This window comes from Paenibacillus sp. GCM10027628, from assembly GCF_042676385.1.
In the GTDB taxonomy this organism is placed as follows: Bacteria; Bacillota; Bacilli; order Paenibacillales; family NBRC-103111; genus Paenibacillus_E.
On sequence record NZ_JBHTHA010000037.1, the window covers coordinates 146,792 to 171,383 of the forward strand.

Annotated in this window: 23 protein-coding genes; 20 read left to right on the plus strand and 3 right to left on the minus strand. The window is 42.4% G+C overall.

Translation table 11 applies throughout. The features are described 5' to 3' along the window. Positions 1-101: 101 nt before the first annotated feature. On the plus strand, positions 102-845 hold the full coding sequence (locus ACFQZT_RS25485; RefSeq protein ID WP_379304472.1) for a phytanoyl-CoA dioxygenase family protein: 744 nt from the start codon (positions 102-104) through the stop codon (positions 843-845). Positions 846-938: 93 nt separating this feature from the next. Here the strand turns inward: ACFQZT_RS25485 and ACFQZT_RS25490 are convergent, their stop codons facing one another. From ACFQZT_RS25490 to ACFQZT_RS25500, 3 genes are read right to left on the minus strand one after another with little or no spacing between them, the layout of a single operon-like run. Then, on the minus strand, positions 939-1,820 hold the full coding sequence (locus tag ACFQZT_RS25490; RefSeq protein WP_379304474.1) for a carbohydrate ABC transporter permease: 882 nt from the start codon (positions 1,818-1,820) through the stop codon (positions 939-941). Between the two features lie 9 nt (positions 1,821-1,829). After that, complete coding sequence (locus ACFQZT_RS25495) at positions 1,830-2,729, minus strand: carbohydrate ABC transporter permease (RefSeq protein ID WP_379304476.1); 900 nt, start codon at positions 2,727-2,729, stop codon at positions 1,830-1,832. A 55-nt stretch (positions 2,730-2,784) separates the two neighbouring features. After that, the gene (locus ACFQZT_RS25500) at positions 2,785-4,080 is read right to left on the minus strand and encodes an ABC transporter substrate-binding protein (RefSeq protein WP_379304478.1); all 1,296 of its coding nucleotides are present in this window, start codon (positions 4,078-4,080) and stop codon (positions 2,785-2,787) included. Positions 4,081-4,413: 333 nt separating this feature from the next. Here ACFQZT_RS25500 and ACFQZT_RS25505 point away from each other — a divergent pair, with 333 nt between their 5' ends. From ACFQZT_RS25505 to ACFQZT_RS25595, 19 genes are all read left to right on the plus strand, one after another. Next, on the plus strand, positions 4,414-5,094 hold the full coding sequence (locus ACFQZT_RS25505; protein ID WP_379304480.1) for an ArsR/SmtB family transcription factor: 681 nt from the start codon (positions 4,414-4,416) through the stop codon (positions 5,092-5,094). A gap of 46 nt (positions 5,095-5,140) precedes the next feature. After that, positions 5,141-6,439 carry an MFS transporter gene (locus ACFQZT_RS25510; protein WP_379304482.1) on the plus strand — a complete coding sequence of 433 codons (1,299 nt, stop codon included), beginning with the start codon at positions 5,141-5,143 and terminating at the stop codon, positions 6,437-6,439. Between the two features lie 136 nt (positions 6,440-6,575). Beyond that, on the plus strand, positions 6,576-7,607 hold the full coding sequence (locus tag ACFQZT_RS25515) for a LacI family DNA-binding transcriptional regulator (protein ID WP_379304484.1): 1,032 nt from the start codon (positions 6,576-6,578) through the stop codon (positions 7,605-7,607). 767 nt (positions 7,608-8,374) lie between these two features. Continuing rightward, positions 8,375-9,493, plus strand: a complete 1,119-nt coding sequence (locus ACFQZT_RS25520) for a hypothetical protein (protein ID WP_379304486.1) — start codon at positions 8,375-8,377, stop codon at positions 9,491-9,493. 12 nt (positions 9,494-9,505) lie between these two features. Beyond that, a complete protein-coding gene (locus tag ACFQZT_RS25525; protein WP_379304488.1) occupies positions 9,506-10,759 on the plus strand; it encodes an AMP-binding protein in 1,254 nt (417 codons plus the stop codon). Beyond that, on the plus strand, positions 10,756-11,016 hold the full coding sequence (locus ACFQZT_RS25530; RefSeq protein ID WP_379304490.1) for a phosphopantetheine-binding protein: 261 nt from the start codon (positions 10,756-10,758) through the stop codon (positions 11,014-11,016). The genes ACFQZT_RS25525 and ACFQZT_RS25530 overlap by 4 nt, the downstream gene beginning before the upstream one ends. Next, positions 11,013-12,047 (plus strand): Gfo/Idh/MocA family protein, encoded by a 1,035-nt coding sequence (locus ACFQZT_RS25535; RefSeq protein WP_379304492.1) that lies wholly within the window; start codon positions 11,013-11,015, stop codon positions 12,045-12,047. The genes ACFQZT_RS25530 and ACFQZT_RS25535 overlap by 4 nt, the downstream gene beginning before the upstream one ends. Further along, positions 12,010-13,131, plus strand: a complete 1,122-nt coding sequence (locus ACFQZT_RS25540; RefSeq protein WP_379304494.1) for a DegT/DnrJ/EryC1/StrS family aminotransferase — start codon at positions 12,010-12,012, stop codon at positions 13,129-13,131. Before ACFQZT_RS25535 ends, ACFQZT_RS25540 begins: the two co-directional genes overlap by 38 nt. A gap of 32 nt (positions 13,132-13,163) precedes the next feature. Further along, positions 13,164-13,436, plus strand: coding sequence for a phosphopantetheine-binding protein (locus ACFQZT_RS25545; protein ID WP_379304496.1), 273 nt, complete (start codon positions 13,164-13,166; stop codon positions 13,434-13,436). Continuing rightward, the gene (locus ACFQZT_RS25550; RefSeq protein ID WP_379304498.1) at positions 13,433-14,404 is read left to right on the plus strand and encodes a DUF6005 family protein; all 972 of its coding nucleotides are present in this window, start codon (positions 13,433-13,435) and stop codon (positions 14,402-14,404) included. The genes ACFQZT_RS25545 and ACFQZT_RS25550 overlap by 4 nt, the downstream gene beginning before the upstream one ends. After that, on the plus strand, positions 14,362-15,726 hold the full coding sequence (locus ACFQZT_RS25555) for a glycosyltransferase (RefSeq protein ID WP_379304500.1): 1,365 nt from the start codon (positions 14,362-14,364) through the stop codon (positions 15,724-15,726). Before ACFQZT_RS25550 ends, ACFQZT_RS25555 begins: the two co-directional genes overlap by 43 nt. A gap of 3 nt (positions 15,727-15,729) precedes the next feature. Next, positions 15,730-17,511 carry an ABC transporter ATP-binding protein gene (locus ACFQZT_RS25560; protein ID WP_379304502.1) on the plus strand — a complete coding sequence of 594 codons (1,782 nt, stop codon included), beginning with the start codon at positions 15,730-15,732 and terminating at the stop codon, positions 17,509-17,511. Then, positions 17,508-19,094 carry a class I adenylate-forming enzyme family protein gene (locus ACFQZT_RS25565; protein ID WP_379304503.1) on the plus strand — a complete coding sequence of 529 codons (1,587 nt, stop codon included), beginning with the start codon at positions 17,508-17,510 and terminating at the stop codon, positions 19,092-19,094. Before ACFQZT_RS25560 ends, ACFQZT_RS25565 begins: the two co-directional genes overlap by 4 nt. Next, on the plus strand, positions 19,063-19,329 hold the full coding sequence (locus ACFQZT_RS25570) for an acyl carrier protein (protein WP_379304505.1): 267 nt from the start codon (positions 19,063-19,065) through the stop codon (positions 19,327-19,329). Before ACFQZT_RS25565 ends, ACFQZT_RS25570 begins: the two co-directional genes overlap by 32 nt. Beyond that, the gene (locus ACFQZT_RS25575; RefSeq protein ID WP_379304507.1) at positions 19,326-20,468 is read left to right on the plus strand and encodes a hypothetical protein; all 1,143 of its coding nucleotides are present in this window, start codon (positions 19,326-19,328) and stop codon (positions 20,466-20,468) included. Before ACFQZT_RS25570 ends, ACFQZT_RS25575 begins: the two co-directional genes overlap by 4 nt. 15 nt (positions 20,469-20,483) lie before the next feature. Continuing rightward, a complete protein-coding gene (locus tag ACFQZT_RS25580) occupies positions 20,484-21,428 on the plus strand; it encodes a hypothetical protein (RefSeq protein ID WP_379304509.1) in 945 nt (314 codons plus the stop codon). Continuing rightward, positions 21,418-22,284: a sugar phosphate isomerase/epimerase family protein gene (locus tag ACFQZT_RS25585; RefSeq protein WP_379304511.1), complete on the plus strand. Its 867-nt coding sequence runs from the start codon at positions 21,418-21,420 to the stop codon at positions 22,282-22,284. Before ACFQZT_RS25580 ends, ACFQZT_RS25585 begins: the two co-directional genes overlap by 11 nt. Positions 22,285-22,300: 16 nt before the next feature. Next, the gene (locus ACFQZT_RS25590) at positions 22,301-23,419 is read left to right on the plus strand and encodes a class-II aminoacyl-tRNA synthetase family protein (protein WP_379304513.1); all 1,119 of its coding nucleotides are present in this window, start codon (positions 22,301-22,303) and stop codon (positions 23,417-23,419) included. 44 nt (positions 23,420-23,463) lie between these two features. Beyond that, a complete protein-coding gene (locus ACFQZT_RS25595; protein ID WP_379304515.1) occupies positions 23,464-24,510 on the plus strand; it encodes an LLM class flavin-dependent oxidoreductase in 1,047 nt (348 codons plus the stop codon). The last annotated feature ends 82 nt before the right edge of the window (positions 24,511-24,592 follow it).

Consider the following 24,592-nt stretch of genomic DNA (forward strand, 5'->3'; position numbering starts at 1 on the left):
AGATCATCAATTGGTGCCATTGTCGCATAACGTTTGCAGCTTTATGCTTAAAGTGTAATCACATACTGAGATGTTCATTTATAAGAGGGAGGAAACAAGAAATGCTATCTATGCAAAGCAAATTGCTGCAGCCGTTAACGGCGGAACAAATCGCACAATATCAAGAGGATGGTTATCTGCTTATCAAAGAAGGGTGCAGCGAGGATCTGATCGATGCATTTAATAAACACATCTATGAATTACGCTCTGCCGAGATTATGCAGGAATGGGCGCGTGTAGCGAATAAGGATCGATTTTCGACCCGTTTGTTCAATCCTCATAAGCATGATAGTTTTTCCAGACAAGTTATGAAACTCTCGCTCATTCGCGGTGTTCTTGCCCAATTGATGGGAAAAGAAGCGGTATGCGTTCAAAGCATGTTTTTTTACAAAGAACCGGGCTCTCCTGGTCAAGCAGCTCATCAGGATTACTATTACATCAAAAATGATCCAATGACAATGGTAGCGGCGTGGATAGCGATGGAAGAAAGGATCGATGAAGAGAACGGATGCCTATGGGTCATTCCGGGAACGCATAAGCTTGGATTACTCCCTCACGGTAAGGTGAAAAATCTCGATGAGCATGAGGCGTGGACCGATGAGACGGAAGGAATCGATCTTAGCCGGCAAATTCCTGTCATCATGGAAAAGGGTGATATCCTTTTCTTTCATGAGCTGCTGATTCATTCCTCAAATCGCAACCGCAGCATAGATCGTTGGCGTCGTTCTTACGTATGTCATTACATTCGCGAAGACTCAGCGGTTACACTTAGAGAAGATTTAAGGGAAAAATATCCGCTGTATTAGGAGGTCACTGACTTGTTTAGCGAAAAGCAAAAGATACGAGCCGGCCGGTCGTATCTTTTCTTTTGCCGACCTCTGTTATTTTCATAAATACATTCAACCTTTAACAGAACCAATTGCCACTCCACCCATTATCCTTTTTGAAAAAATAGAGAATACAATAATTATCGGAATAACGGACAGTGCTACACCTAAATAAAGAAGCCCGTAATCTGTACCATAATAACTCTGAACCAGTGCTACTATTACTGGAAGCGGGAATTTGTCTTCAGAAAACAGAAGAACTAACGGCCCCATAAAATTGTTCCATGATCCAATAAAGGAAAATATCCCCAATGCGGACAAAGCTGGAAAAAGCATTGGTAATATAATTCTATTATAAATCATAAATTCACCGGCACCATCCATTCGTGCCGACTCCAAAATTTCGTTTGGTATTCCACTATCGATAAATTGCTTAAGAAAAAAGACTGTAAAGGCACTTGCAGCTGCGGGCAATATTATGGCAGCATAAGAATCCAATAAATGCAAGGTATTCATCCAACGGTAACTTCCGATTAATGATAATTGACCTGGTACCATCATTGTTGCTAGCAGAAAAGTAAATATTTTCTTATTTCCTTTAAAATTAAATTTTGAAAACCCATAACCAGTTAAGGCCCCGAAATATAAGTTTAGAAAAGTAGATGAAAAAGAGATGATAATACTGTTCATGAAACCGCGCCCGATATTTACGTTCTTGATCATTCGATCAAAATTATCAAGTAATGAATGACCCGGCAAATAAATAAATCTTGCCGCGATTTCATCGTTGCTATGGGTTGAGTAAATTAGCATTAGATAAAAAGGAATCATACATAAAATAGCTAGTAAGATTAAAAAAAAGTAAATCAAAAAATTGCTTGAAAAATGATTAGAACGATGGTTATGACTTTGCAATGAAATGATTTGCTTGTTTTCTTTTGCAGGCACAAACATTCTCTCTGATCACCTCGCTACTTCTTCGTTTTTCCCATTTGTAAGTCGGAAAGAAATGATGGAGAGTATGATAATGATTAAAAACAGGCAGAAAGCGATTGATGCTCCGTACCCGAACTTATTTTGCTTGAAGGCGGTAATATATAAATACATTACACTGGTTAGCGTAGCATTGTCAGGTCCGCCAGCACCGTTAGTAAGCGTGAAAGGTTGGTCAAAGATTTGTACGCCACCGATCAGTGAAGTTACGATTTGAAATATAATAATCGGTTTAAGTAAAGGGATTGTAATTCTAAAAAATATTTGTACCTTATTTGCACCATCAATCTGAGCTGCTTCGGAATAATCGGCATTAATCCCCTGTAACCCTGCGATATAAAGTAGCATCGAATAACCAAAGTATTGAAAAAACAAAATGGATGAGATCAACAGCCTCATAAACACCGGATTATTCTTCCAGTCTATAGGATTTATTAAAATCCCAAAACTCGTAAGCATATGATTTACGCTACCCGATTGCCAGTCAAACATGAGACTGACCAATAAACCAATTGAAGCTGCTGTTACGATGTTAGGAAAGAAAAATACAGCTCGGAAGAAATCTTTGCCTTTAAGAAATTTTTCATTTAATATGACAGCCAGCACTAGGCTAACCGTTAACTGCGGAATAACGGATGGAATCCAAATGATAAACGTGTTGAATAATGATTGATAAAATACAGAGTCCGTCAGCGCACGTGTATAATTAGCAAAGCCAATAAATTGTGGGAGGCTCATTCCATCACTGTTCGTAAAGCTTAAATAAAAAGAATATAGAATCGGATATATATGAAAAATGAGAAAGATAATTAGGAAAGGTGCAATAAATAAATATCCATAATTGTCTTTTCGAATAGGATTTGAAAACATAACCTTAGCACCTCCTTTAAAGCAGACCCGATTAAACCGGGTCTGCTAATGAATTTTAATCTACATTCAATTCAGAGAAGTCATGTTTAACATCCTTTTTAAACCTGGCAATCAGCTCATCTTTTGTTTTAATGTCGCCCTTCATGTACAGCTGTACATCTTTTGAGAAGATGGTATCGATATCGCCATCATATTTGGATCTGGTCACACTTGGTACCTTATCTGCTTCAATATTGAAGAACTCAAAATATTTCTGCCCACCTAAAAAGTCATCTTTTACTTCCGATGCTAATGCAGTGTTCACTTGTTTATTACTTGTAAAGTACGTCTGCTCTTTACCTAATTGCTTTAAAAAATCTTGGTCAAAAGAGTAGAAATTAATAAATTTCCAAGCAGCTTCTTGATTTTTACTTTTGTTATAAATGCTATAGAAAGTTCCTCCACCATAAAAGGCTCCCGGTCCATGAGCTAATCCCCACTGGCCTGAAGTTTTAGGTGCATTCTGTTTCAAAGCATATTGTAAATACCAAGTAGGACCCGGATAAAACATGACTTCACCGTTCTGCATGGTAGCATATTCTCCGGGACTCCAAGGGTCTAACTTCGCCGTAACATTGGAATCGTACGCGTTTTTCCCTAAGTCCACACCGTCTAAACGTGCTTGATCGATAATTAATTTTCCTTCCTTTACCCATGGCTCTTTAACACTGCCATTGGTAACTTTTGCAACTGCATTCCAGTTTGCAAACGCATGGATCTTTCCATTGCTCTCTTGCACCACTCTTTGTCCAAGCCGCATAACCTTATCCCAAGATGAGATTGCTTCACTCACTTTATCGGGATCATCCGTCCCTAAATACGTTTTGGCAAGATCCCGCCGATAATAAAAGCCTCCAGGAGTACCCTGATATCCAACAGCTTTCACATTACCCGTAGAATCTTTCTCAGTCGCCTGAATGTAAGGATACTGTTGAGGAAGAAGATCTTTCACATTAAAAGGAGCTAGATCTGCTAGAGCAGGGTTATCGATGAATTTACGCACATCCCCATTCTCTATAGCAAAGACGTCTGGTGCTTGTGCTCCAGTTTGAAGTGCCGACGTCAATTTGGTTATGTATTGATCCCCTGCTATATAAACAAAATTCACTTTAATATCAGGATATTTGTCCTGAAATTTCTGGATGGCATATTTCGCTTCATCAGTAAAACTCCAAACGGTTATTTCTTTGGTGGACTTACTTTTAGCGCTATCAGCCGATGGAATCGTAGCTGTTGAAGAGGAACATCCAGATAACATGGCGGCAATACCAACGAAACCAACCAATAAAGAAGTAGTAAGTTGTTTACGCATTAAGGACTACACCATCCTTTTAAGAGTTCTTAAAAATTTTAAAAGATAACGCTTACAATTCGATTGATTTTCTCACCTTCATTTCCCCGTTATAATAACCAAACGTAAAACGTAATTATGTATATTTTAGTAATGTACGCGTGTACATTTTACTTTGATATTTTCAATTCTCCCATAGACAAAATAATACGTCAACCATTTTTTGTTAAGTAAATTTACTAAAAATGATTCCGACGATCGGCAAACATTAATGATATTCCTTGACACTAAGCAGTGGTAACTTTATCATAATAACTATTCAATAAAACAATTGAATAGTTGAGGTGTTTTGCTGTGAACTTAGAACGAAAATGGAAAGATCAACTTTATCAGGAGTTTGCTCGCATTGGTAAGTGCCTATCAAGTCCTAAACGCTTGGAACTGATCGACTTGCTTGCTCAAGGCGCCAAATCTGTGGATCAACTCGCTAAGATTACCGGAATGAGTGTTGCAAATGTATCGCAGCATTTGCAAACTTTGCATGAATCACGATTGGTTCGTTTCACTAAAAAGGGTAACTATGTGATTTATGAAATTGCTGAACTATCTGTAGCTAATTTTATGGTGTCCTTACATCGTCTAAGTGAAAAGCAATTAGTGGAGGTTCAGCGGCTTAAGACTGAAATTTTGCAGCATCACGCAAGTATGGAACCCATAGCTTTGGAAGAGCTTATGGAACGGATGGAAAAAGGAGAAGTTTTGTTGTTAGATGTGCGGCCAGAGGATGAATATGCAATGGGACATATCCCAGGTGCTATATCTATACCTATTGAAGAACTAGAGAAACATCTATCGTCTTTACCAGTCAATAAGGAAATTGTGGCGTATTGCCGAGGTCCTTATTGTCTAATGTCTGCACAAGCGGTTGAAATTTTGAAAAGCAACGGCATTAAAGCTTTTCGTTTGGAAGAAGGCGTGCATGAATGGAAGCGTTATGTAGAACATTCTAATATTTCTAGCAAGGAGATGCTTTAGTAAGAAAGTTGGCATCATTATAAACAACGAAAGGTGGTTCTAAGCGATGACGCATGAACCCCATAATATAACCGACAGTTCGATTCGAGGTTACTTCGACTCCCCGGATATGCAACGACAATTGTATAAGCGTACCCTACTAATTGTAGTCATATCACAAATTTTTGGTGGTGCAGGACTTGCCGCTGGAGTAACAGTCGGTGCACTCCTTGCACAGGATATGCTCAGGACGGAAAGCATTACTGGTGTTCCAGCGGCATTGTTCACCCTTGGTTCTGCTGTGGCTGCCTTGCTTATTGGACGTCTTTCACAACGTTACGGGCGTCGGTTAGGGCTCGCCGCAGGATTCTTGGCAGGTGGCATTGGTGCGATAGGGGTAATATTGGCGGCAATAAATCATAATATTGTACTTTTGTTCATATCTCTGCTTATTTACGGTGCAGGAACGGCAACAAACTTACAAGCGCGTTATGCGGGGACAGACTTAGCTAAGCCTACTCAGCGGGCAAAAGCGATTAGTACTGCAATGGTTTCGACTACTTTCGGCGCAGTTACAGGTCCTAACCTGATAGATGTTACGGGCCGATTTGCAACTTCAATCGGAGTTCCGGCTCTTGCGGGTCCGTTTATTTTAGCTGCTGTGGCTTACATTCTGGCAGGACTGATATTTTTTATTTTCCTCCGTCCGGATCCATTGGTCGTAGCGAAAGCTATAATTAAAGTACAATCAGGAGCGGCGCAAACGAACTCACATAAAATTAACAATAGAGGCTTAGTTGTAGGGGCAACAGTAATGATCTTAACTCAAATTGTTATGATCGCAATTATGACAATGACGCCAATATACATGAAGCACCACGGGCATAGTATGGGAGATGTAGGATTAGTGATAGGCATCCATATAGGCTCGATGTATTTCCCTTCACTCATTACTGGTATTCTTGTTGATAAAATCGGTCGTACAGCCATGTCAATAGCTTCTGGATGTGTTCTACTGGCTGCTGGAATTGTTGCAGCTGTTGCGCCTGCTGATTCTATGTTGGTACTCATTATCGCTCTTGCTTTGTTGGGACTCGGCTGGAACTTTGGCTTGATCAGTGGGACAGCACTTATCGTAGATGCGACAGATCCAGCAACTCGTGCAAAAACTCAAGGAACGATTGATGTGTTAATTGCACTATCGGGTGCATCGGGGGGAGCATTATCCGGTATGGTTGTAGCTCATTCCAATTACACAACGCTTTCGCTTGCTGGTGGGGGCCTCGCACTTTTACTAATTCCAATAATGATATGGTCCCGTAAAAAACAAAAGGCAGTAGCTTCAGACAGTATCTCGTTAAACTGACTCGTCAGGAGATGAAGACAATTGCCTTATAACAGTCTGTGGGTTTATTTGCATCGTAATATTGCCATCGTCACCATAAGCCTGTAGAATATTTAGTAAATATCCGATTATGGATAAGGCGAAAGTGTGGTATGACATGGTAACGATTAAAGATATCGCGAATCAAGCGCAAGTTTCAAGCGCCACAGTTTCACGTGTTCTAAATAACGATTTGACCTTGCAAGTTGCTGATGAGACCCGACAGCGGATCATTGAAATCGCCAAGCAACTGGGCTATAAAAAGACGGGGTCTCGTGCAAATAAAAATCCTGCGGCCGAACCGGAAACGGAAAAAACAAAAAGAATCGGATTAGTCATCTGGGGTTCGGAGCAGCTCGAATCGTCCGATCCTTATTTCGTTTTTATTCGTCAAGGCGTCGGGAAGGAATGCGCGAAACACGGGATTACCGTCAGCAAGGTTCTGTTCATGGATGAATTCGATATGAATATCGACGACCAGGAGCTGGACGGCTTGATCGTTATCGGCAAAGTGCATATCGACCTGCTCAGAAAATCGACCAACATCAAGAACATTGTCTCAATCGATTATGTGCTTGAAGATGATTATGACTCTGTGATGTTCGATTTGCGAAAAGCGACAAGGCAAGCTATGGACCATCTGTTTCAACTCGGTCACCAAAAGATCGGCTATATTGGCGGAATCAGTTATATTCGTACAATTGAGGGCAAAGTCCATAATATTGATGTACGTCAAAATGAATTTGAAACGATCATGAGAGAAAAAGGATGGTTCAATCCTTCATACATGTTTGTCGACGACTGGCGCACGGAACAAGGCTATCTGTTGATGAAACAAGCGCTTGAATTGAAACATCCGCCAACAGCATTCCTTATCGGCAGCGACCCGATGGCCATAGCCGCGCTTAAAGCTTTGAACGAATTCGACCGCAAAGTGCCTGATGATGTTGCCATCGTAAGCTTCGATGATATTCCGCTTGCTTCTTTTGTAGCCCCTCCTCTTACAACGGTGAGGGTACTCACGGAAGACATGGGAATTACAGCTGTAAAGCTGTTGGTGGATCGCTTTAATGGCCGGGAAGTTCCTCTCCATGTAACGATTCCAACCAAACTGATCATTCGTGAAAGTTGCGGAACGAGACTCGAATAAGGGATTGGCGACAAGGCCGTCCACTCAGATCTGAAAAGATGTGAGCGGGCGGCCTTATGTGCGCTTGGCAGCGCAATCGACAAAGGAGTGAAAGTCTCCAGTACGCCGAGAGGTGGCGGAAGTAAATAGCTAACACATAGTAGTTAGTCTGAGAGGATAGGTGCGGAGGATGTGAAGGCAAACTCCGGAACAGGTGGCGAAACCATGTTGGCTGACGAAGTCGGATAACATGGTAAGGAAAGGGAATGTCCAATGCCACCGCTGGAGGAGGCTGAGGAAGCTTCACCGCGAAATGCGTAAGCGAGGTTAGGAGAACCGAGCAATGTCCGGGCTCCGCATGACAGCATGTAGAAGTTCGCATTCCACTTACGCCCAGTATACGTTGCCTAACAAATGGTTTAAAGAGATCGGTCTATGCAACCTTCTTGCTATTTACAAAGAACTTCATCCTCGGCGGGGATAACCGTGGAGGAGCCGGATGCGAAAATCCGCATGTCTGGATCTGAGAGAGGCTTATGCGTATGCGCATAGGCCTTCTCGATTTATCAGGCTATCACCCTTATATTTACAATTAATTACTTATTTTGTAATGGAATATTATTGAATTATACTAAAATTCATGCTATTATTTACTTAAATATTTAATTGTTTTACTAAAAAAAATTCGATATTCCTGCATTTTCATCACTTTGACTGATATTTCTACTATTTTAGGTGTGGATGGATGCTTTTTTGACTGTGGACTAAGCCGAAAGGGATGATTGGCTTTGGAATATTTACTAAATGAAATTAACGAAAACAAGCTTATTAACAAATTCAATTATGTAGCCTTCAGCTGCAGTGAACGACCGCGATGGATCTTACGTGAAAATATTAAAAAATACGCTTCCTATTATTATTTTTTATTTCATGAACTCAAGAGCGGTTTTCTAGAAACCAATTTTGATGAATTTGTTAGAACAAAAACGCAAACCGACATTTATGAGCGTTATGAAGCTAGTGATCATTTTCATAGTGATCTGGCGAAAATTATTAAAGAAAGAAAATACACGATTCTAACTATAAATTTAAGTTGTTTATTCGAACCGGAAAGTCAAGAGGCGTTGGATCAGAACGGTGAGAATCACCCGCATTTTACAATATTAAAGGGTGTTGATGCCAAAGAAGTTTTGGTAATCGATGAGGATTTTTCGAAAGAATACTGGGTTGTAAGCAACAGAATCAATGGCATGGATTATGTTGAGCAAACGTTTGACATCCAAAAATTCAAGAGAATGTGTTACGGCGCTGAACAAATTGATTTTGTTAAAACTAATAAACCTTCGGATATGGAAGGCAATATGATCCATTTTCATGAAGTCATTAACTTGAACCAAGAAACAGAGTGCAATATCCATGAGATTGCGAACTCATACTATTCCATGCTTACAGAGCTCTGCCATAAAAATCAGGCCTATGAACTTGCAATCATTGGCGGTTTTAAAGAGTTGATTCGAAACTTCGACCAGTACCCGAGCTTTAATTCGAAAGAATTTTATTTGCATGATTACGGTCCATACCCAAAAGAATTGCACATGTATATGGTACATATGAACAGTCTGCAAATTAAGCAAAGATTTTTAAATCAAGTGTTATCGGAAAGTCCCGAATTGAAAAAGCTGAACGAATTGTTTGATCCTATATTGAATAACTACCAATTGATTAAAAGTTTGTTGAGAAAATCGTTTGTAGCAGAGGATAAGGGGATTTTGAATACGGTTATCGAGAAATACATAATTGGGCTAGCCAATAAAGAAAACGCTTTATATGGATACATTTTACAAAATAAGTTATTGTCCCAACTGACCGAAACGTGCCAACACCCCCAATCTCACGTCATTAATTAAGAGGTATTTTTGATGATTGTAGACAAACAAAGATATGAGAAAAGCGATTTCGATTCCATGCATATCAAGATGGCGTCCATTCCGGAACTCCACCGGCCGGAAGGCAAGTTGTATGCAATTTGCATGAAGTCTCCTTTTGAAATCATGTGCTTGCTAAGTTATTTGCGTGACAAGGATGGGGCGTTGCTTTTACTTCATGGCGATACACCGCTTGAAACGGCAAAAAAGTTAGCTGCAGACGCTCATTGTAACTATTTGGTGTATGGTAAATTGACGGAAATTTTAAAATTATGCGAATTTAATGACGCCCAAGTTCCTTCTCTATTTCAGTATAGTTCGGGTACAACAGGCGAGCCGAAGCTTATTGCACGGACATGGGCAGAAATTGATGATGAAATTAACGGTTACAATCAAAAGCTGGTCTCTTCTGCAACGCCGATTATTCTTGTTCCGGTTTCTCATTCATATGGATTGATTGCCGGGCTTATGGCTGGGATCAAGCGAGGGATCGAACCGGTTGTTGTATTTGATAAGAATCCGAAATTTGCGATTCATACCATTCATTCCTTTGAGAAATCTATCGTTTATGGTGTGCCCTTCATTTTTCAATTGCTAGATACGATGGGGAGGGGCCATTTAAGATACGATCAACTTATCAGCTCGGGTGCCCCTTTATCTGAAAGCTTACTGCAACGATTGCAGCAAACTTCCGCCGATGTCTTTCAGCAATATGGCTGTACAGAGGCAGGCTGCATCTCGATAGGTCATTCATTGGCCTCTTCATCTGATGTAGGTAAGCCTTTGCCTCATATTCGTATGATGATGCGTGAAGAAGCTGATGGCCACGACTCCGCCATTTCACCGCAAGAAATTGTGGTAATGAATGGTAAAAGGGAGATTTATACACGGGATCTAGGGTTTATCTCAGAACAGGGTACGCTCCATGTTCTTGGAAGAATGGACGACTTAATTAATGTTTCTGGTATGAAAGTCATTCCCTCGGAAGTTGAGAGGATCATTGGGAACATACATGGTGTCGTTGAATCCGTCGTATATAGAATACAACATAAGGTATGGGGCGAAGCGGTTAAGGCGCTTGTCGTTGCATCGAATGATATTAAGGCCGAAGAGATCAGGGCTTGGTGCATGACGCAATTACCGGCATATAAGGTTCCAAGCGTAATTGAACTCGTTAAGGAGATTCCAAGACTGCAATCAGGCAAAATCAGCCGAAAATTACTAGTTGAACAGGAGTGGAACAAATGATGGAACGTAATGAAATTATTGGACAACTGCGAAATTTGATTGTTGAAAATTTAGAACTTGCTGTCCCGAAGCAATTATCGGAAACAGACCGGATTTACGAGGATCTGAACATTGATTCTATAATGGTATTGCAGTTAATGGTTTACATCGAAGAAACTTTTCACGTTTCAATTCCCGAGGAAGATGTAGATCCCTCCGTATTCCAAACGCTAGGATCGCTTGTTTCATTTATTCAGGAATTAAAGAGTAAGCAATGAAGGATAAAGTAAAACTGGGCATAGTCGGGTTTGGTCGCATCGTTGAGCTCGTGCATGTACCGTTGTTGAAAAAAATACCGGAAATTGAAGTGGCAGGAGTTTACGATATAACTCCGCAGCGTCTCGAACTTGCATCAAAGCGGGGGTTCACTGTGTTTGAGCAATTAAACGATTTGTTATCAAGCTCAGTTGACGCTGTGCTGATAGCGACACCGCCAAATAGTCATTTCTTTATTGCGGCTGAAGCGCTTCGCTGCGGTAAGCATGTGTTTGTTGAAAAGCCCGTGACCCTGAATACTCATGAAGCTTTGGTGCTGCAAGCATTGGCCGAGGATGTAAACCGCACGATAACCGTATTCCACAATCGGCGGTTTGACGGGGATTTTTTACTTGTCAAACAAGTTATGGAAGAAGGCGTTCTCGGGTCCGTCCTTTTTGTTAACCGATGCATTCATCGTTTTGGTTCAGGAGCCGCTTTTGGCGTAAAATCATTTCATTCGGAATGGCGCAACGAAGCGCAATATGGCGGTGGAGCTCTGCTTGATTGGGGGATCCACTTGATCGATCAATTGCTCGAACTGCGTATTGGCGAATGTGCTTCAATAAATTCACGGATGCACAGGCTCCCCTGGAATCAAGGCGAGGTTGAAGATTACGTGCACGCGTCACTATCCCTGGAGAATGGAATTATGTTATCCATGGAAATTAATTTTGCTTCCAATGCTCCGATTCCTATTTGGGTCGTGGGCGGGGACAAGGCAACGCTTCATATTGTTTCGGATAAAGAAGCGTATTTGATCGAAAAAGGGAAGATTGTTCGCCACATCACCTCGGACATGTTCCCAAAAGCAGGAGCAGAGCGCATTTACTCCTCTTTTGCCGGATACATTTTGAGGCGGGAAGCGCTTGAAGTGACTTTGGAGCAAGCCATACTTGCCATGCAGATGTTAGATGCAATACGTGAATCCGCCCGAACAAGGAAGGAGATGTCATATGGGAGTGCTATTCTCGGCACCGCAACAGGAATTTGAAATCATTCGAGAAGAATGGTTGGAATCTGTCTATGAGATCGCTGCACATGGCGTATTCGTCGGTGGCACTGCCGTTACTCATTTTGAAAAAGATTTTGCGCAATATTCAGGAGCATTGGGAAGCGTGGGGCTCGGCAACGGAACGGATGCATTGTTTTTGGCGCTCAAAGCGCTCGGCATCGGACCTGGCGATGAAGTCATAACGACTGCCAATACATTTATTGCTACAGTTGAAGCGATTCATCATACAGGGGCGCTTCCGGTACTCGTTGATTGTGACCCGACTAACTATCTGATTGATTTGAACCAAGTAAAAAAAAGCGTGACTTCACGGACGAAAGCCATTATTCCCGTACATCTTTATGGCCAGATGGTAGACTTAGAGGCGCTGACTTCATGGGCGAATGAGAGAGGAATCCATATCGTTGAAGATAGTGCACAGGCAGCAGGCGCCCGGTTAAACGGCAAGTCGGCCGGAAGCATAGGGACGATGGGATGTTTCAGCTTTTATCCCGATAAAAACCTAGGCGCATTAGGTGATGGAGGGGCCATCACTTCTTCATCCCCCGAGTTGTTAACTCAGTTGCGGATGCTAAAAAACCATGGCGGAGAAGTGCGTTATCAGCATGATATTCCAGGGTTTAATAGTAGGCTGGATCCCATTCAAGCCAGCGCATTACGAATAAAGCTGCGATATCTGGACGAGTGGTCAGTTATTAGGCGGAGGGTGGCTGCACAATACAGCACCTATTTGGGTCGCACAGGCTCCATAATTCTGCCCAAGCACCGCATGGACGAAAGTCACGTATTTCATTTATTTGTGGTCCGTGTCGACAAGGAAGCTAGAGATCCATTGCGTAAGCACTTACAAAAAAAAGGAATTTTAACCTCTATTCAATATCCTTTGCCTGTTCATTTGACGCCTGCTTTTTCATATCTTGGTTACGATCCGGGGTCTTTCCCGGTTGCCGAATTGTACGCAGAGCAAATCATTTCCCTTCCGATGCATATTGCAATGTCGGAGGAAGCGGTAGCCATGATAACAAATGAAATCACGGCATTCCTCGGTACTGGACAAGTTTAATCAATAGTTCTTATGTGAAGGAGCAGCAGCGAATGATAAAAGAAGATCAAAAAGAAGAGGTATACCGTTTTCTGAGAACAAGAATCGCGGAACTCGCAGAAAACGATCAGTTCATACAGCAAACGGATATTCATGACCAGATCATGGAGATGGGCATTGACTCTGTTAAAATGATCAATTTAATTGTTCAAATTGAAAAACAATACGAGATTATGTTTGATGACGAAGAAATGGTCTTGGAGAATTTCGCTACGATCCATCTGTTTGCAAATAGCATTTTGGGTAAATTGGGTATCCGGGCATGAGCGGTGCTCGGCAAACCCACTGCTTTCTGGATTGCATAGCATATGTTATGCAAGCTGGGCAAGACATCGATTGCCGCCCCATGTATGTAGGCATATGGGATGCGTCGTTTGAGGCTACCGGTGAAGGAATATCCTACTACTCGGACTCAATCGGCATTGAAAGCATGTGTAATATGATCGAGCAGCTATACGGCATTTCAATAAGCAGGCTGAATGACCCGTCAAAACTAAAAGCTGAGAACTATTCAACTTTACTTCATCAGCTTATGTTTAAAAATCAAAATCAATCCATCATCATATTGGTCGACCTATTTTATCTTCCCTATCCGAATCAGTGTTATCGAACCAAGCATCGCCCGCATTTGATATTGGTCGACCATTTGAAAGACGATCATTGCTTTTTAATTGATCCGTATTTTGCTTGGAATGATTATGTGCCGATCGAGATCTTGGAAGAATCGTTTTATTGTGGCGACCTGAATGTTGCCGTCATGATCGATACGATTAAATCACATCCTCCGGATGTGTCTGTTATCGCTCATTACATGAACAAGCATCTTCATTTATCTCCCAATCGGCTTACCGAACAGGTCCAATTGCTTATCGATAAGGTCATTGCTCAAGAAGCCGGCTCTACCATTGATCGTCTTTACCAGTCCATCGAACAGGTCAGTGTCATTGCCAAGCGACTCAACGGCTATGAAATGGTTTATTCATATTTAGATGATTCGCTTAAGCGAAGCTCGAGTAATGCTTACCGCAAGATTGCTGAAATAAATAAAAAATGGGAGAGCCTCCTTTTATCCATTATGCGCATAAGCATTTTAAGAAATCTGGACGGACTTCTCCCATTGCAAAAGAAAGTAAATCATATAAGCCAATTGGAATCGGAACTGAAGCAAGAATTACTGGATTTGTCTATACAATGGGGAGGAAGGACACTATTGAAACAGCAGCAAGGAAAATAAGAATCGGTTATATTGGAGGGCAGCCGAAACGGCTCAATGAGCGAATTATCGATAACCAGTGGATACAATATTTGGGCGAATATACAGAGCTGGTGAGCATCTCTCCTTTAAAAATATTCAAGCTCTTTAATGGGTCTATTAAACGCTGGATACAGTCACTGCCACAGTCGTTACATGTTCTGTCAGCGGATTTGGCCGATTTATGCAAACAGAATGACATGAAAATGATTTATTTTAATTTACCCCAGTTCATTCCATATCTTTTAATGGCACGCAATTATTCCGGTTTGGACGTAGGCTTGCTCTTCTTGACGCATTCGGTTGGTTCTGAGTATTGGATGAAACAATGGATTGCTATCGCTCCGTGGTTAACGGAAAGGGATGTGCTTTTGACGAGTACGGCATCCAGCCGAAAAGCTTTACTGCGCATATCGGATCGGTTCCAACTGGCCCGGCATATTCCTCTATGTATTGCATTACAGCCGATCGAATCTGAGCAAGTTACCGTAACCGATGAAACGAAGAAACATCTTTTATCGATAGGCCGAATTGAAGATGTGAAAAATATCCATGTATTGCTACATTGTTTTGCAAAAATCCAACAAATTGTACCTGGTACACATCTGACGATTGCGGGTGAATACACGGGACAATCGGAGCAACAAATCCGTCAGTACAGGCAGACGCTCGAACAAATCGTGGAGGAACTATCGCTTGAATCCGCGGTTTCTTTTATCGGACCGGTTGAGGGTGAGATGAAAGCTGAGCTGTTTCGCAGATCTGAGCTTCTTATCAATCTATCGACGGATCCGGGTGAAACGTTTGGATTTAACCTCATTGAAGCAAAAATTTGGGGGCTTCCTGTCGTTTGCGCCAAATGGGACGGTTTCCAAGAAGTTGTCGTTCATGGCGTTGACGGTTATCTGGTCGATTGCGATTGGGAACAAGAGCAGCCAACACTAGACACAGAACAAATTGTCCAATACTCGGTGAACCTTTTAGAAGATGAAGATCTGCAAAAAAGGTTCTCTTCACAAGCAAAACTGGAGGCATCCGCTTACGATTACAAAAAAATAATGCCTTACATCGTTTCAGAAGCCCGGAACGCATCCATGAAAAAGATACAAGCCGTACCGCAAGCGGCACAAATTGCTCAATCCAATTTGCTTGCTTTGCCGGATATTTACCATGTCGAAAATCTGCTTCATTTACCTTTTAGCCATCATCCATTAGTATCTATGCCTCTCAGTGAAAGTGCAGAATCTTTGAATACTTGGATTCCAAAAGCTAAGCCGGTAATTCATCATTTTGCAGGAAGGTGATGTATGAAGAGCATTAAGTTATATATGAGGTTAGTCCCGTATATTCAAAGCCGCAGACAGCTGACCCTGCTTGCCTACGCGTGTACGATGATTAGTTTAGCTCTAAATCTTGCTCAACCTTTTTTACTTTCGTACTTAATCGACCGGGTGTTTATTGCGGGAAATAGCGATCTGCTTGGGACTTTACTTGGTTTATCAACAGGGTGTGCAGCTGTATCGGCTATGCTGACCATTGTTCGCTCAGGTCTTTTTCGATACCTCGGAATCCAGAATACGCTTGATATACGGGATGTCATTCTTTCGCATGTCCGCAGAATTCCTCTTACGGAGATTGAGCGCCATGGCGCCGGGAAGTTTACGGCATTAATGGGAATGGATACCGCAACAATGGGGAATTTTCTTAATCACATTCTTGTAGAGCTAACCACACAGTGGTTCACGATGCTATTTTCAATTGCCGTGATCTTTTACATGTATTGGCGCCTTGGGGTCATTTCTCTTATTAGTATAGCCATTCTATTGCTGATTCCGCGTTTATTTTCAAAAACAATCTCAAGAAACGTTGCACATGTACGTAAGCATAATGAAGAAGTAGGTACGTATCTCTTTGAAAGCATAGAAGGTTCAAGAGAAATACGCGCTCTTGGGCTCGAAACGTGGGAGAGACAAAGAAATAAGGCGATGTATAACAATTTAGTAAAAGCCAGCACAAAAGAAACGTTATTCAATGTAATCTCAGGCCAAATGAGTTCATATATGATCAGCTTGATTATCGTATTGTTGTATGCATATGGCAGCAAGCAAATTCATACAGGAACATTGACGCTCGGAATGTTGATTGCGGCCATACAGTATTTTTACAACGTCTTAAATCCTATTCAAAGTATGAATAACTTTTTTGGAGAATTGCAAAAAGGCGAAGTAGCGATGAATCGAATAGAGACTTTCTTGAATAGTCCTGCAGAACCTGCTGCAATGGTCAACTTGGAGCAAGCAGCGACAAAGGAGCAATTGACTGTCTCTGAACCGATTTTAGGCGTCTCCAAGATCATTTGCCGTGATCTGCACGTCTCTTATGATGGAATATCCATTCTTAAAGGGATTGATTTTAAGGTTAATCAGGGGCAGATTGCGGCATTCGTAGGCCGCAGCGGTTCAGGGAAATCAACTTTATTAAAAGCAACCATAGGCTTCATGCCTATTGATCGGGCGGATCTTTACCTAGGCGGGCGTTCCTATAAACAATGGTCCAGGGAAGCTTTATCCCAGAGAGTTGGTGTCGTATTCCAGGAAAGTTTTTTATTTGTTGGAACAATCTTTGAAAATATTGCATTGGGGAATTTAAAGGCGACGGAAAATGAGGTCTATGAAGCAGCCTGCAAAGCGAACCTTAAAACATTCATTGATTCATTGCCGGACGGTTTACATACCAAAATTGAGCATAGAGGGTTTCAACTATCCGGAGGACAACGGCAGCGAATTGCAATTGCCCGAGTCATTTTAAAGAAACCGGAAATTTTGATACTGGATGAACCTACCTCCGCATTGGACCGCGAATCCGAAGAGCACGTGTTAGACGCGCTAAAGAATCTCATGAAGGATAAAACGACGCTTATTTCAACGCATCGTCTTGATACGCTCATCTCGGCGGACATAATTTATGTGATGGATGAAGGACGTATCGTAGAATCCGGTACTCATGCAGAATTGATGAAAAATAGTACGAAGTACAAAGTGTTGGCAAGAGGTGAAGAACTTCAAGGTAATTTGGAGATGAGCAGATGAATTCGCTTACATTATCGGATTTTTTCCAAGAAACTGCACGAGAGGATCGCGGGTGTCTATTTGTGCATGCCTCTACCAATGAAGAACGATGGATATCTTATCTGGATATGTATCGACAAGCATGCGATAGATCCAGGCAATTATGCAGTTTCACGATACGAAAACGTTTTATCGCTGCAATTTGGATGGAACAGTCTTCGGAATGGCTTGTTGCATTCATGTCGATCGTACTGGCCGGCGGTATCCCTATTCCCCTGCATCAATCGGCTAAGGCCGAAGACATCGTGGACCTCATCGAAAGCGTTGAAGCGGAGGTGGTCATGCTTTCAAGTCCTCAAGCTTTGAAATTAAACCATGTATTAGAGGATAAGCCGCATGGGAAATCTGCGCTCGGCAATGTTTTACTGATTGATGGAGAAACAGGAGAAATGCTTCATTCGCCAATGCGGACATCAACGTTAGATCGGATAAGGCGTTATATCCCACCAAGTGAAACTGCGGTCATATTTATGTCATCCGGATCAACAGGCAGTCCGAAAGGCATTATGCTTAGCGAAAAGAATCTGCTTTCAAACCTGCACGCCATTCAAGACTACCTGCAAATAGCGGAAAGCGATCGCGTATGGCTATCAAAGTCCTTAGGATACAGTTCAACGATTACGGGGGAATGGTTTTTGTCGCTTTATACAGGGGCGCATTTATATATGTCGGCGGGATCTTTTCATCCGCTATATTCGGTTAAATTCATACGTGATTATGGCATCACATTTATGTGTGCGGTCCCTTCTATGCTTATTCCCCTTGTTAAATCGACGAAGTGGAAACCAAGTGATTTATGCGATATGAAAAAAATGATCATTGTCGGCGCGCAAATGCCGGCTGCTATGTTAATTCAATTGATAGAGAGGCTACCTTGGGTGCAAATCATGCCCGGTTACGGGTTAACTGAAGCTTCGCCTAGAGTCAGCTATCTGCCTTATCAGGCTATTAGGAATAAAGCTAACTCTGCGGGCATTCCTGTTTCCGGAGTACAGATTGGCATCCATCAAAATGGCGAGCTGCAGAAGTCGGGGACTATCGGTGAAATTGTTGTAAATGGTCCTAATATCATGCTTGGCTATTATAACGACCCGCTAAAAACTGCGCAAGTACTGTCCGAATTTGGACTTCGGACCGGTGATATGGGTTATTTGGACGATGAAGGATATATATACATCACAGGCCGGCTTGATAATGCGCTTAATGTTGCAGGACACATGTTGTACCCGGAAACGATAGAAAAAGTGATTTACAGCCACCCTGATGTGCAGGAAGCCGCGATAGCCGGAGTGCCAGACGAGATATGGGGATGCCTTCCAATAGCTTACGTAGTGCCAAACAATCCTTTTAGTAACGAAAAAGATTTCGCTCAGGAGCTATTTTCATATTGCTGGAAGCATCTGACTTCATTTCAGCAACCTGCGAAAGTCGTCATTGTCCAATCGCTTCCTAAACGAGACAACGGCAAATTAGACCGCAAACAACTTCAAAGCATTGTAGAGGAGATGGAGCATGCATCGAACCATGGAAGAGCAAGACATTGACCGCAAGGTCATTGGGATCCTTTCTGCGATTAGCAGGCGAGAGGAAGAAACGATTCATTTCAACGATTCGTTAATCGACGATCTTGGTGTGGATTCTATACGGTTTCTGGAGATCCTAGCTGAGATAGAAGCCATGTTTCATTTTGAGTTGGAAATTGACGATTTACGTCCTGAGCTTTTTCGTACTGTTCAATCTGTCATTTATTTTGTGAAAAATCGGGTGACTGCGAAATGAGCTTGTCTAATGGAGAAGAGAGGCTTCAACAACTTGTTCATGAACTAGCCGATAAATATCCATTTTACCGGAATTGGCAACAACCGATCGTCCGTTTCGAGGATTTTCCGATTGTTGACAAGTTTATTGTCAATGAACATCGTGAACAGCTGCAGCTCCCGCTCTCGGTTTCGGCTATTGAATCGTTTACGTCAGGCAGCACCGGCATACCTTTTAAGTGCGTGAAATCATCAGAGGAGCAGATGAAGCTGTCGATGGCGATTCACCGGCATCGGAGGAAATGGGGGCTGCCAACGCGGTACCGCTCGGTGCTTCTGGGGAATATGATTTTTTCACACCCCAAAATGGTATCCCATTTTGCGAATCAAATCGCACATACTTCGCCGCATATGATTCAGGGCCGCTGTTCGGCGATATATGAAGTTGCCAACTATTTTACATCACAAGGAAAAATAAAGGTTCCCGATTCTCTGCTCTTCGTGCAAAATTGGGGCGAATCTCTTCAGCCGGCACAGAGACAGCTCATCGAGGACGTCTTTAAGGTGCCGCTAGTCGATTATTACGGCATGGAAGAAATATGGATCATTGCGTTTTCCAATAAAAAGGGCCAGCTTGTCATTGATGAGCAGGTTGTGCATGTAGAAGTCATGGATCCAAAAACCGGCTCCATATTACCGGATGGGGAGATTGGAGATATTGTCGTCACTTCTTTTATTATGAAAAGCATTCCCTTTGTCCGGTACCGTTCCGGTGACATCGGACGCGCGTACCGCGAAGTTTCAACAAATGAACGAATATTGGAATTGCTACCATTTCGATCGTCTCAAATCAAGTTGCCGGATCGTACGGTAGACTCATCTATTTTTCGTTACTTTGACAATTTCTATCAAAAGCTGGCGGTTGAAATGAACGTCAGGCAGTTTCAAATGGTTCAAGAGTCTATCACATCGTTTAAGTTGCTGGTCGTTACGGATCGCAGCGAGGATGAACGGGTGGCAGCTGCCGCTGTCCAATTGGAGACACTTTTGAAACAATCGCTATTTACTGAAAATGTCCATATTACAATCGAATGCGTTTCACAAATCTCGCCAAATCCGGTTAGCGGAAAGTTCCACCCCTTTGTAAGCATGATTTCTTAGGAGGATTTCGTTGATATGAAGCAATTTAACACAGCAGGGGATATCGTTAAATTGGCGGCAATGGAGTGCGCAGCATCTTGTATCATGACCGCTTTGACAATTGCCGGACATGACTATCGTTACTTCTTGCTCAGTTATTGGAATCTGAACTACAACTCTAAAATTATCATGTCCGGAAAAAATATGAGACATAATGATTTGCAGTTTGCTTATGGCATAGCAAAAGAATGCAGGTCAGGGACTGAGGATGATCTTATCGCCTTGCTTCGTCAAAACAATATGGCTATGCTATTTTGCAAAGCTTCCAAACTTCGGTTTTTTCCAAGAAACATGCTTGGTCATGAATCCAGCGGATTTCAACATTTCATCCTTCTCTATGGCTATCAACCTGAAACGGGAAAGTTCCTTGTCATCGATCCTGTAGCAGATTACAAGGGAGAGATTTCTGCCTACGAAGTTTGGGACTGCAGCGTAAAAAGCAGCGAAATTATTTATTACTCGCTCGAATTGCCCGACTATTATGAGCAACCTTCTGCAAGCCGCATATTTTCCAAGGAGTCAAGCGCTAATTTGAGAAATTATTCCGGAGACAAAGCCATCGCGGCCTTTATTCAAGATTTACAGGCATGCCTACAATGGCCGCAGGATGAGCGTGATACTTGGATAAACCAAAATAATATTACGATCTCTTCGATTGTGAAAACCCGCTCGATCGTATGGGAATGTTTTTGTGATCTCAACCTGATGACACCCGATGAAATCAGGGCAGGCAATGAAATTGTTGAACAGATTGTAAGTTTATGGACAACCGTCAATTTTTTGCTTATTAAACTTAAAAAAAATCATTCGAACGAAGCCATCGCAAAGTCTATCGAACAAAAGCTGGAGACCTTGAAAGTCAAGGAGCTCGAATGCCTTCAATTTATTCAGCAGAAGGGGCTGGAACTTTATGCAGTATAATATCTGCACCATTTCCTTCAGGCATGAGCTCGTTTCCTTTCGTGAACTCGTCCGTTTCGCACATAGGACCGGCTTTTCAGGCATTGAACTTTGGGGGGGGCATGCCAGGTCCTTACTCGCAAATCAACCGTTGAATATCGCAAGTATGGTTGAAGATATGGAACAAGATCATATTTGCGTATCGATGATTAGCGACTATGTAAACCTTTTCGTTGGACCGGAGCAATTTGAGGAAACCGTATGCAAGTGGCGTCAGTTGATTGAAATGGCCAATTTATTTAAAACCCGTAAAATTCGCATTTTTGCCGGGAATATGGCAAGCGGAGGCGCTAACGATCAAGATTGGGCACTTTGCGCCGAACAGCTCAGAATTTTGCTTGATCTCGCAATGGATCAGGGGATCTATACGGTTATCGAGACCCATCCCGGAACATTGGCAGATACGTTGGATTCGACAATACGTCTCATTCAACAAACGGATCATGACGCTCTTCGGGTCAATCTTGATTTTTTGCACATATGGGAATCGGGCTGCGAACCGATGGAAGCATTGTTCAAACTTAAGCCATGGACGATGAATTACCATTTGAAAAATGTTCAAGCGCGAAGTTATTTATCCGTGTTTGAACCGAATAATGTGTATTCACCAAACGGGTTACGTGAAGGTATGGTCGCGTTAGCGGAAGGCGTCGTTGATTATAAACCAATCATTCAAGAACTCGTCAAGGTTCAATCGCCCTATTTGGCTTCATTGGAATGGTTCGGCTATGAGCCATATAGACAATTAGAGACGGAGATAAGATGGTTGAAGGAAGTGGAACAATCTTCCAAATGTGAACTAAATAGCATTCTGTGATAACGAGGGAGTTTATATGGAGAAAAGGTATGCTACAGAGGGCATTTTATCCCCTAAGCAAGCGCACTCGCTTGTTTCCAAACTGATATACAGCGTAGAGGGAATAACCAATTGTTATCTGGATACGGTTACGCAAGAGGTGGTTGTCGGTTTAACGGTTGAAAGTGATAGGGTCTCTTTGGATAAAACAGTAAGTCTCATGATGCAAAAAGAGAAGAATCACAGAGTGCTCAGCAATCGTGTGTATATTGAAAATCTAACGGGCCAAACATCAAGCAATCCGTTATTTGAAGTGGATACTGTTTATGAAAATGACGGATCGGTTCGAAGAGATATTGCGGTCCTTTTAATTGACCATCTTGATGCGCTCTTTGTTAAGCATACGGGTCACGCGCATCCTGAATTGCGCAGTTATCCTTCGCTGATACCTTTAAACTCATTGGAAAAATGCAGCTATATCCCTTATTTTCCTCAAAACATTCATCTGGTTTCTGAATTTCCTCATCAAATGGAAGCATTGGAACGCGTTAAGGAAACGTCGGATCTACAAGGGAATGCCCGCCTTAGCCCGTATGCTTTATCTCCTGCAGTATGCTTTCATTGCTATGAGGAACTCTCCGGCAGACGGTTAAGCGAGCCGGTTCTTTTGACCGCTAGAGGCTTGTGCTTTAGACATGAAGCCGCCTGGAGACTGGGCAAGCATCGCTTAAACGAGTTTAGCATGAGAGAGGTTGTCATTTTCGGGAGCGGCGAGTATGTGGAATCGATTCGGATGAAGCTTATGAACGACGTGTGGAATCTGTTCGTGGATCTAGGGCTAACCGGAAAAATTGAAACGGCGAGCGACCCCTTTTATTTTTCGGAGGATGCCGCCAAAAGCCAGCATCAATTAATGGCGAATACAAAATATGAATTGGTCGTTGCACTTGGGGATGAGAACTTTTCAATAGCCTCGTTTAACCATGTGGGTGACTCTCTTTGCAAGCCTTTCGATGTATGCGATTCCGGGAATAAACCGCTGAATTCGGGGTGTGTGGCATTTGGTATTGACAGGTGGGCTTATGCGCTGCTCAAAACCTATGGTACGGATTTGGAGCTTTGGCCGGGCCGGATCAGGACCATGCTGTCCGTTTAATCCAACATCATGCTTTGACTGAAATACATGTATTGGGGGAGCCTATGTATCGTTTCGGTCTTGATTTTTTTCCCGTCTGCAATCCAGAATTTACCTCTGGAGAAGCTTATTTTCGCAATAGCTTGAGTTTGATAAAGGAAGGAGAGATACTCGGTTTCGAAAGTGTGAAAACAATTGAACATCATGCTACTGCATATGGAGGATACTCGCCGAATCCGTTATTATTACTTTCCGCTGCTTCTCAAATTACTTCGCGAATGAGGCTGATCACAGGCTGTGTCATTCCATCGTTTTGGAATCCGGTGAAGCTTGCGGCGGAGCTGTCTATGGCTGACGCTATTAGCGGCGGGAGACTAGAAGTTGGTTTCGCCAGAGGCTTTCTCCCCCACGAATTCGAGTTGTTCGATCGAAGCATGGGGGCGGAACGCGCGCTGCGGTTCAGAGAAGCAATTGATTTGATTTGCAAGTTTTGGAACAACGATTCAGTCACTTTCAAAGGGGATTATTATCAATTTGAACAAGTGCAAATCTACCCGCCGATGAAAGCAGACAAGCCTAAAATATGGATAGCCGCGACACACACACTGAATTCGTTTAAATGGGCTGGGACCCAAGGATATAGCTTATTGCTGGTTCCATATGTGAGCGAATTCGCGGATTTGCGTGAAAAACTCGAAGTATACCGAGAAGCTTACCGTTCGGCAGGGCATGGAGAGCCGACAGCAAATAATGTGATGTTTACGATGCATTGTTGTGTGCACGAAGATACGGATATAGCAATCGAGCTGGCAGCTGCTCCTATGCAAAGGTACCTTCAAGCATTTATTAATACGGGAAATTTCAAGCCTGATGTTTATAAAGGGTATGCAGATAACGTGATTGTCGAGCTAATGGAGTTATCCTATGAAAGAATAATTTCTGAAAAGCGTGCGTTAATTGGATCGCCTGATCGCATACTTGATATTTTGTCTTTCTATCGCGAATATTTTGGAGCCGAATATTTTAGTTTGCAATTTAATTTTGGCGATATGCCATATGAGACGGCTCGAAACTCGATGACATGGTTTGCCGGGAAGATGATTGGAAAATAAAACTAGTTGCGAAATTCGAATCATAATCGGGCAGCCGACTTCGTCTATCCAAGGGATAAAGGGAGTCGGTTTTTCGCACACC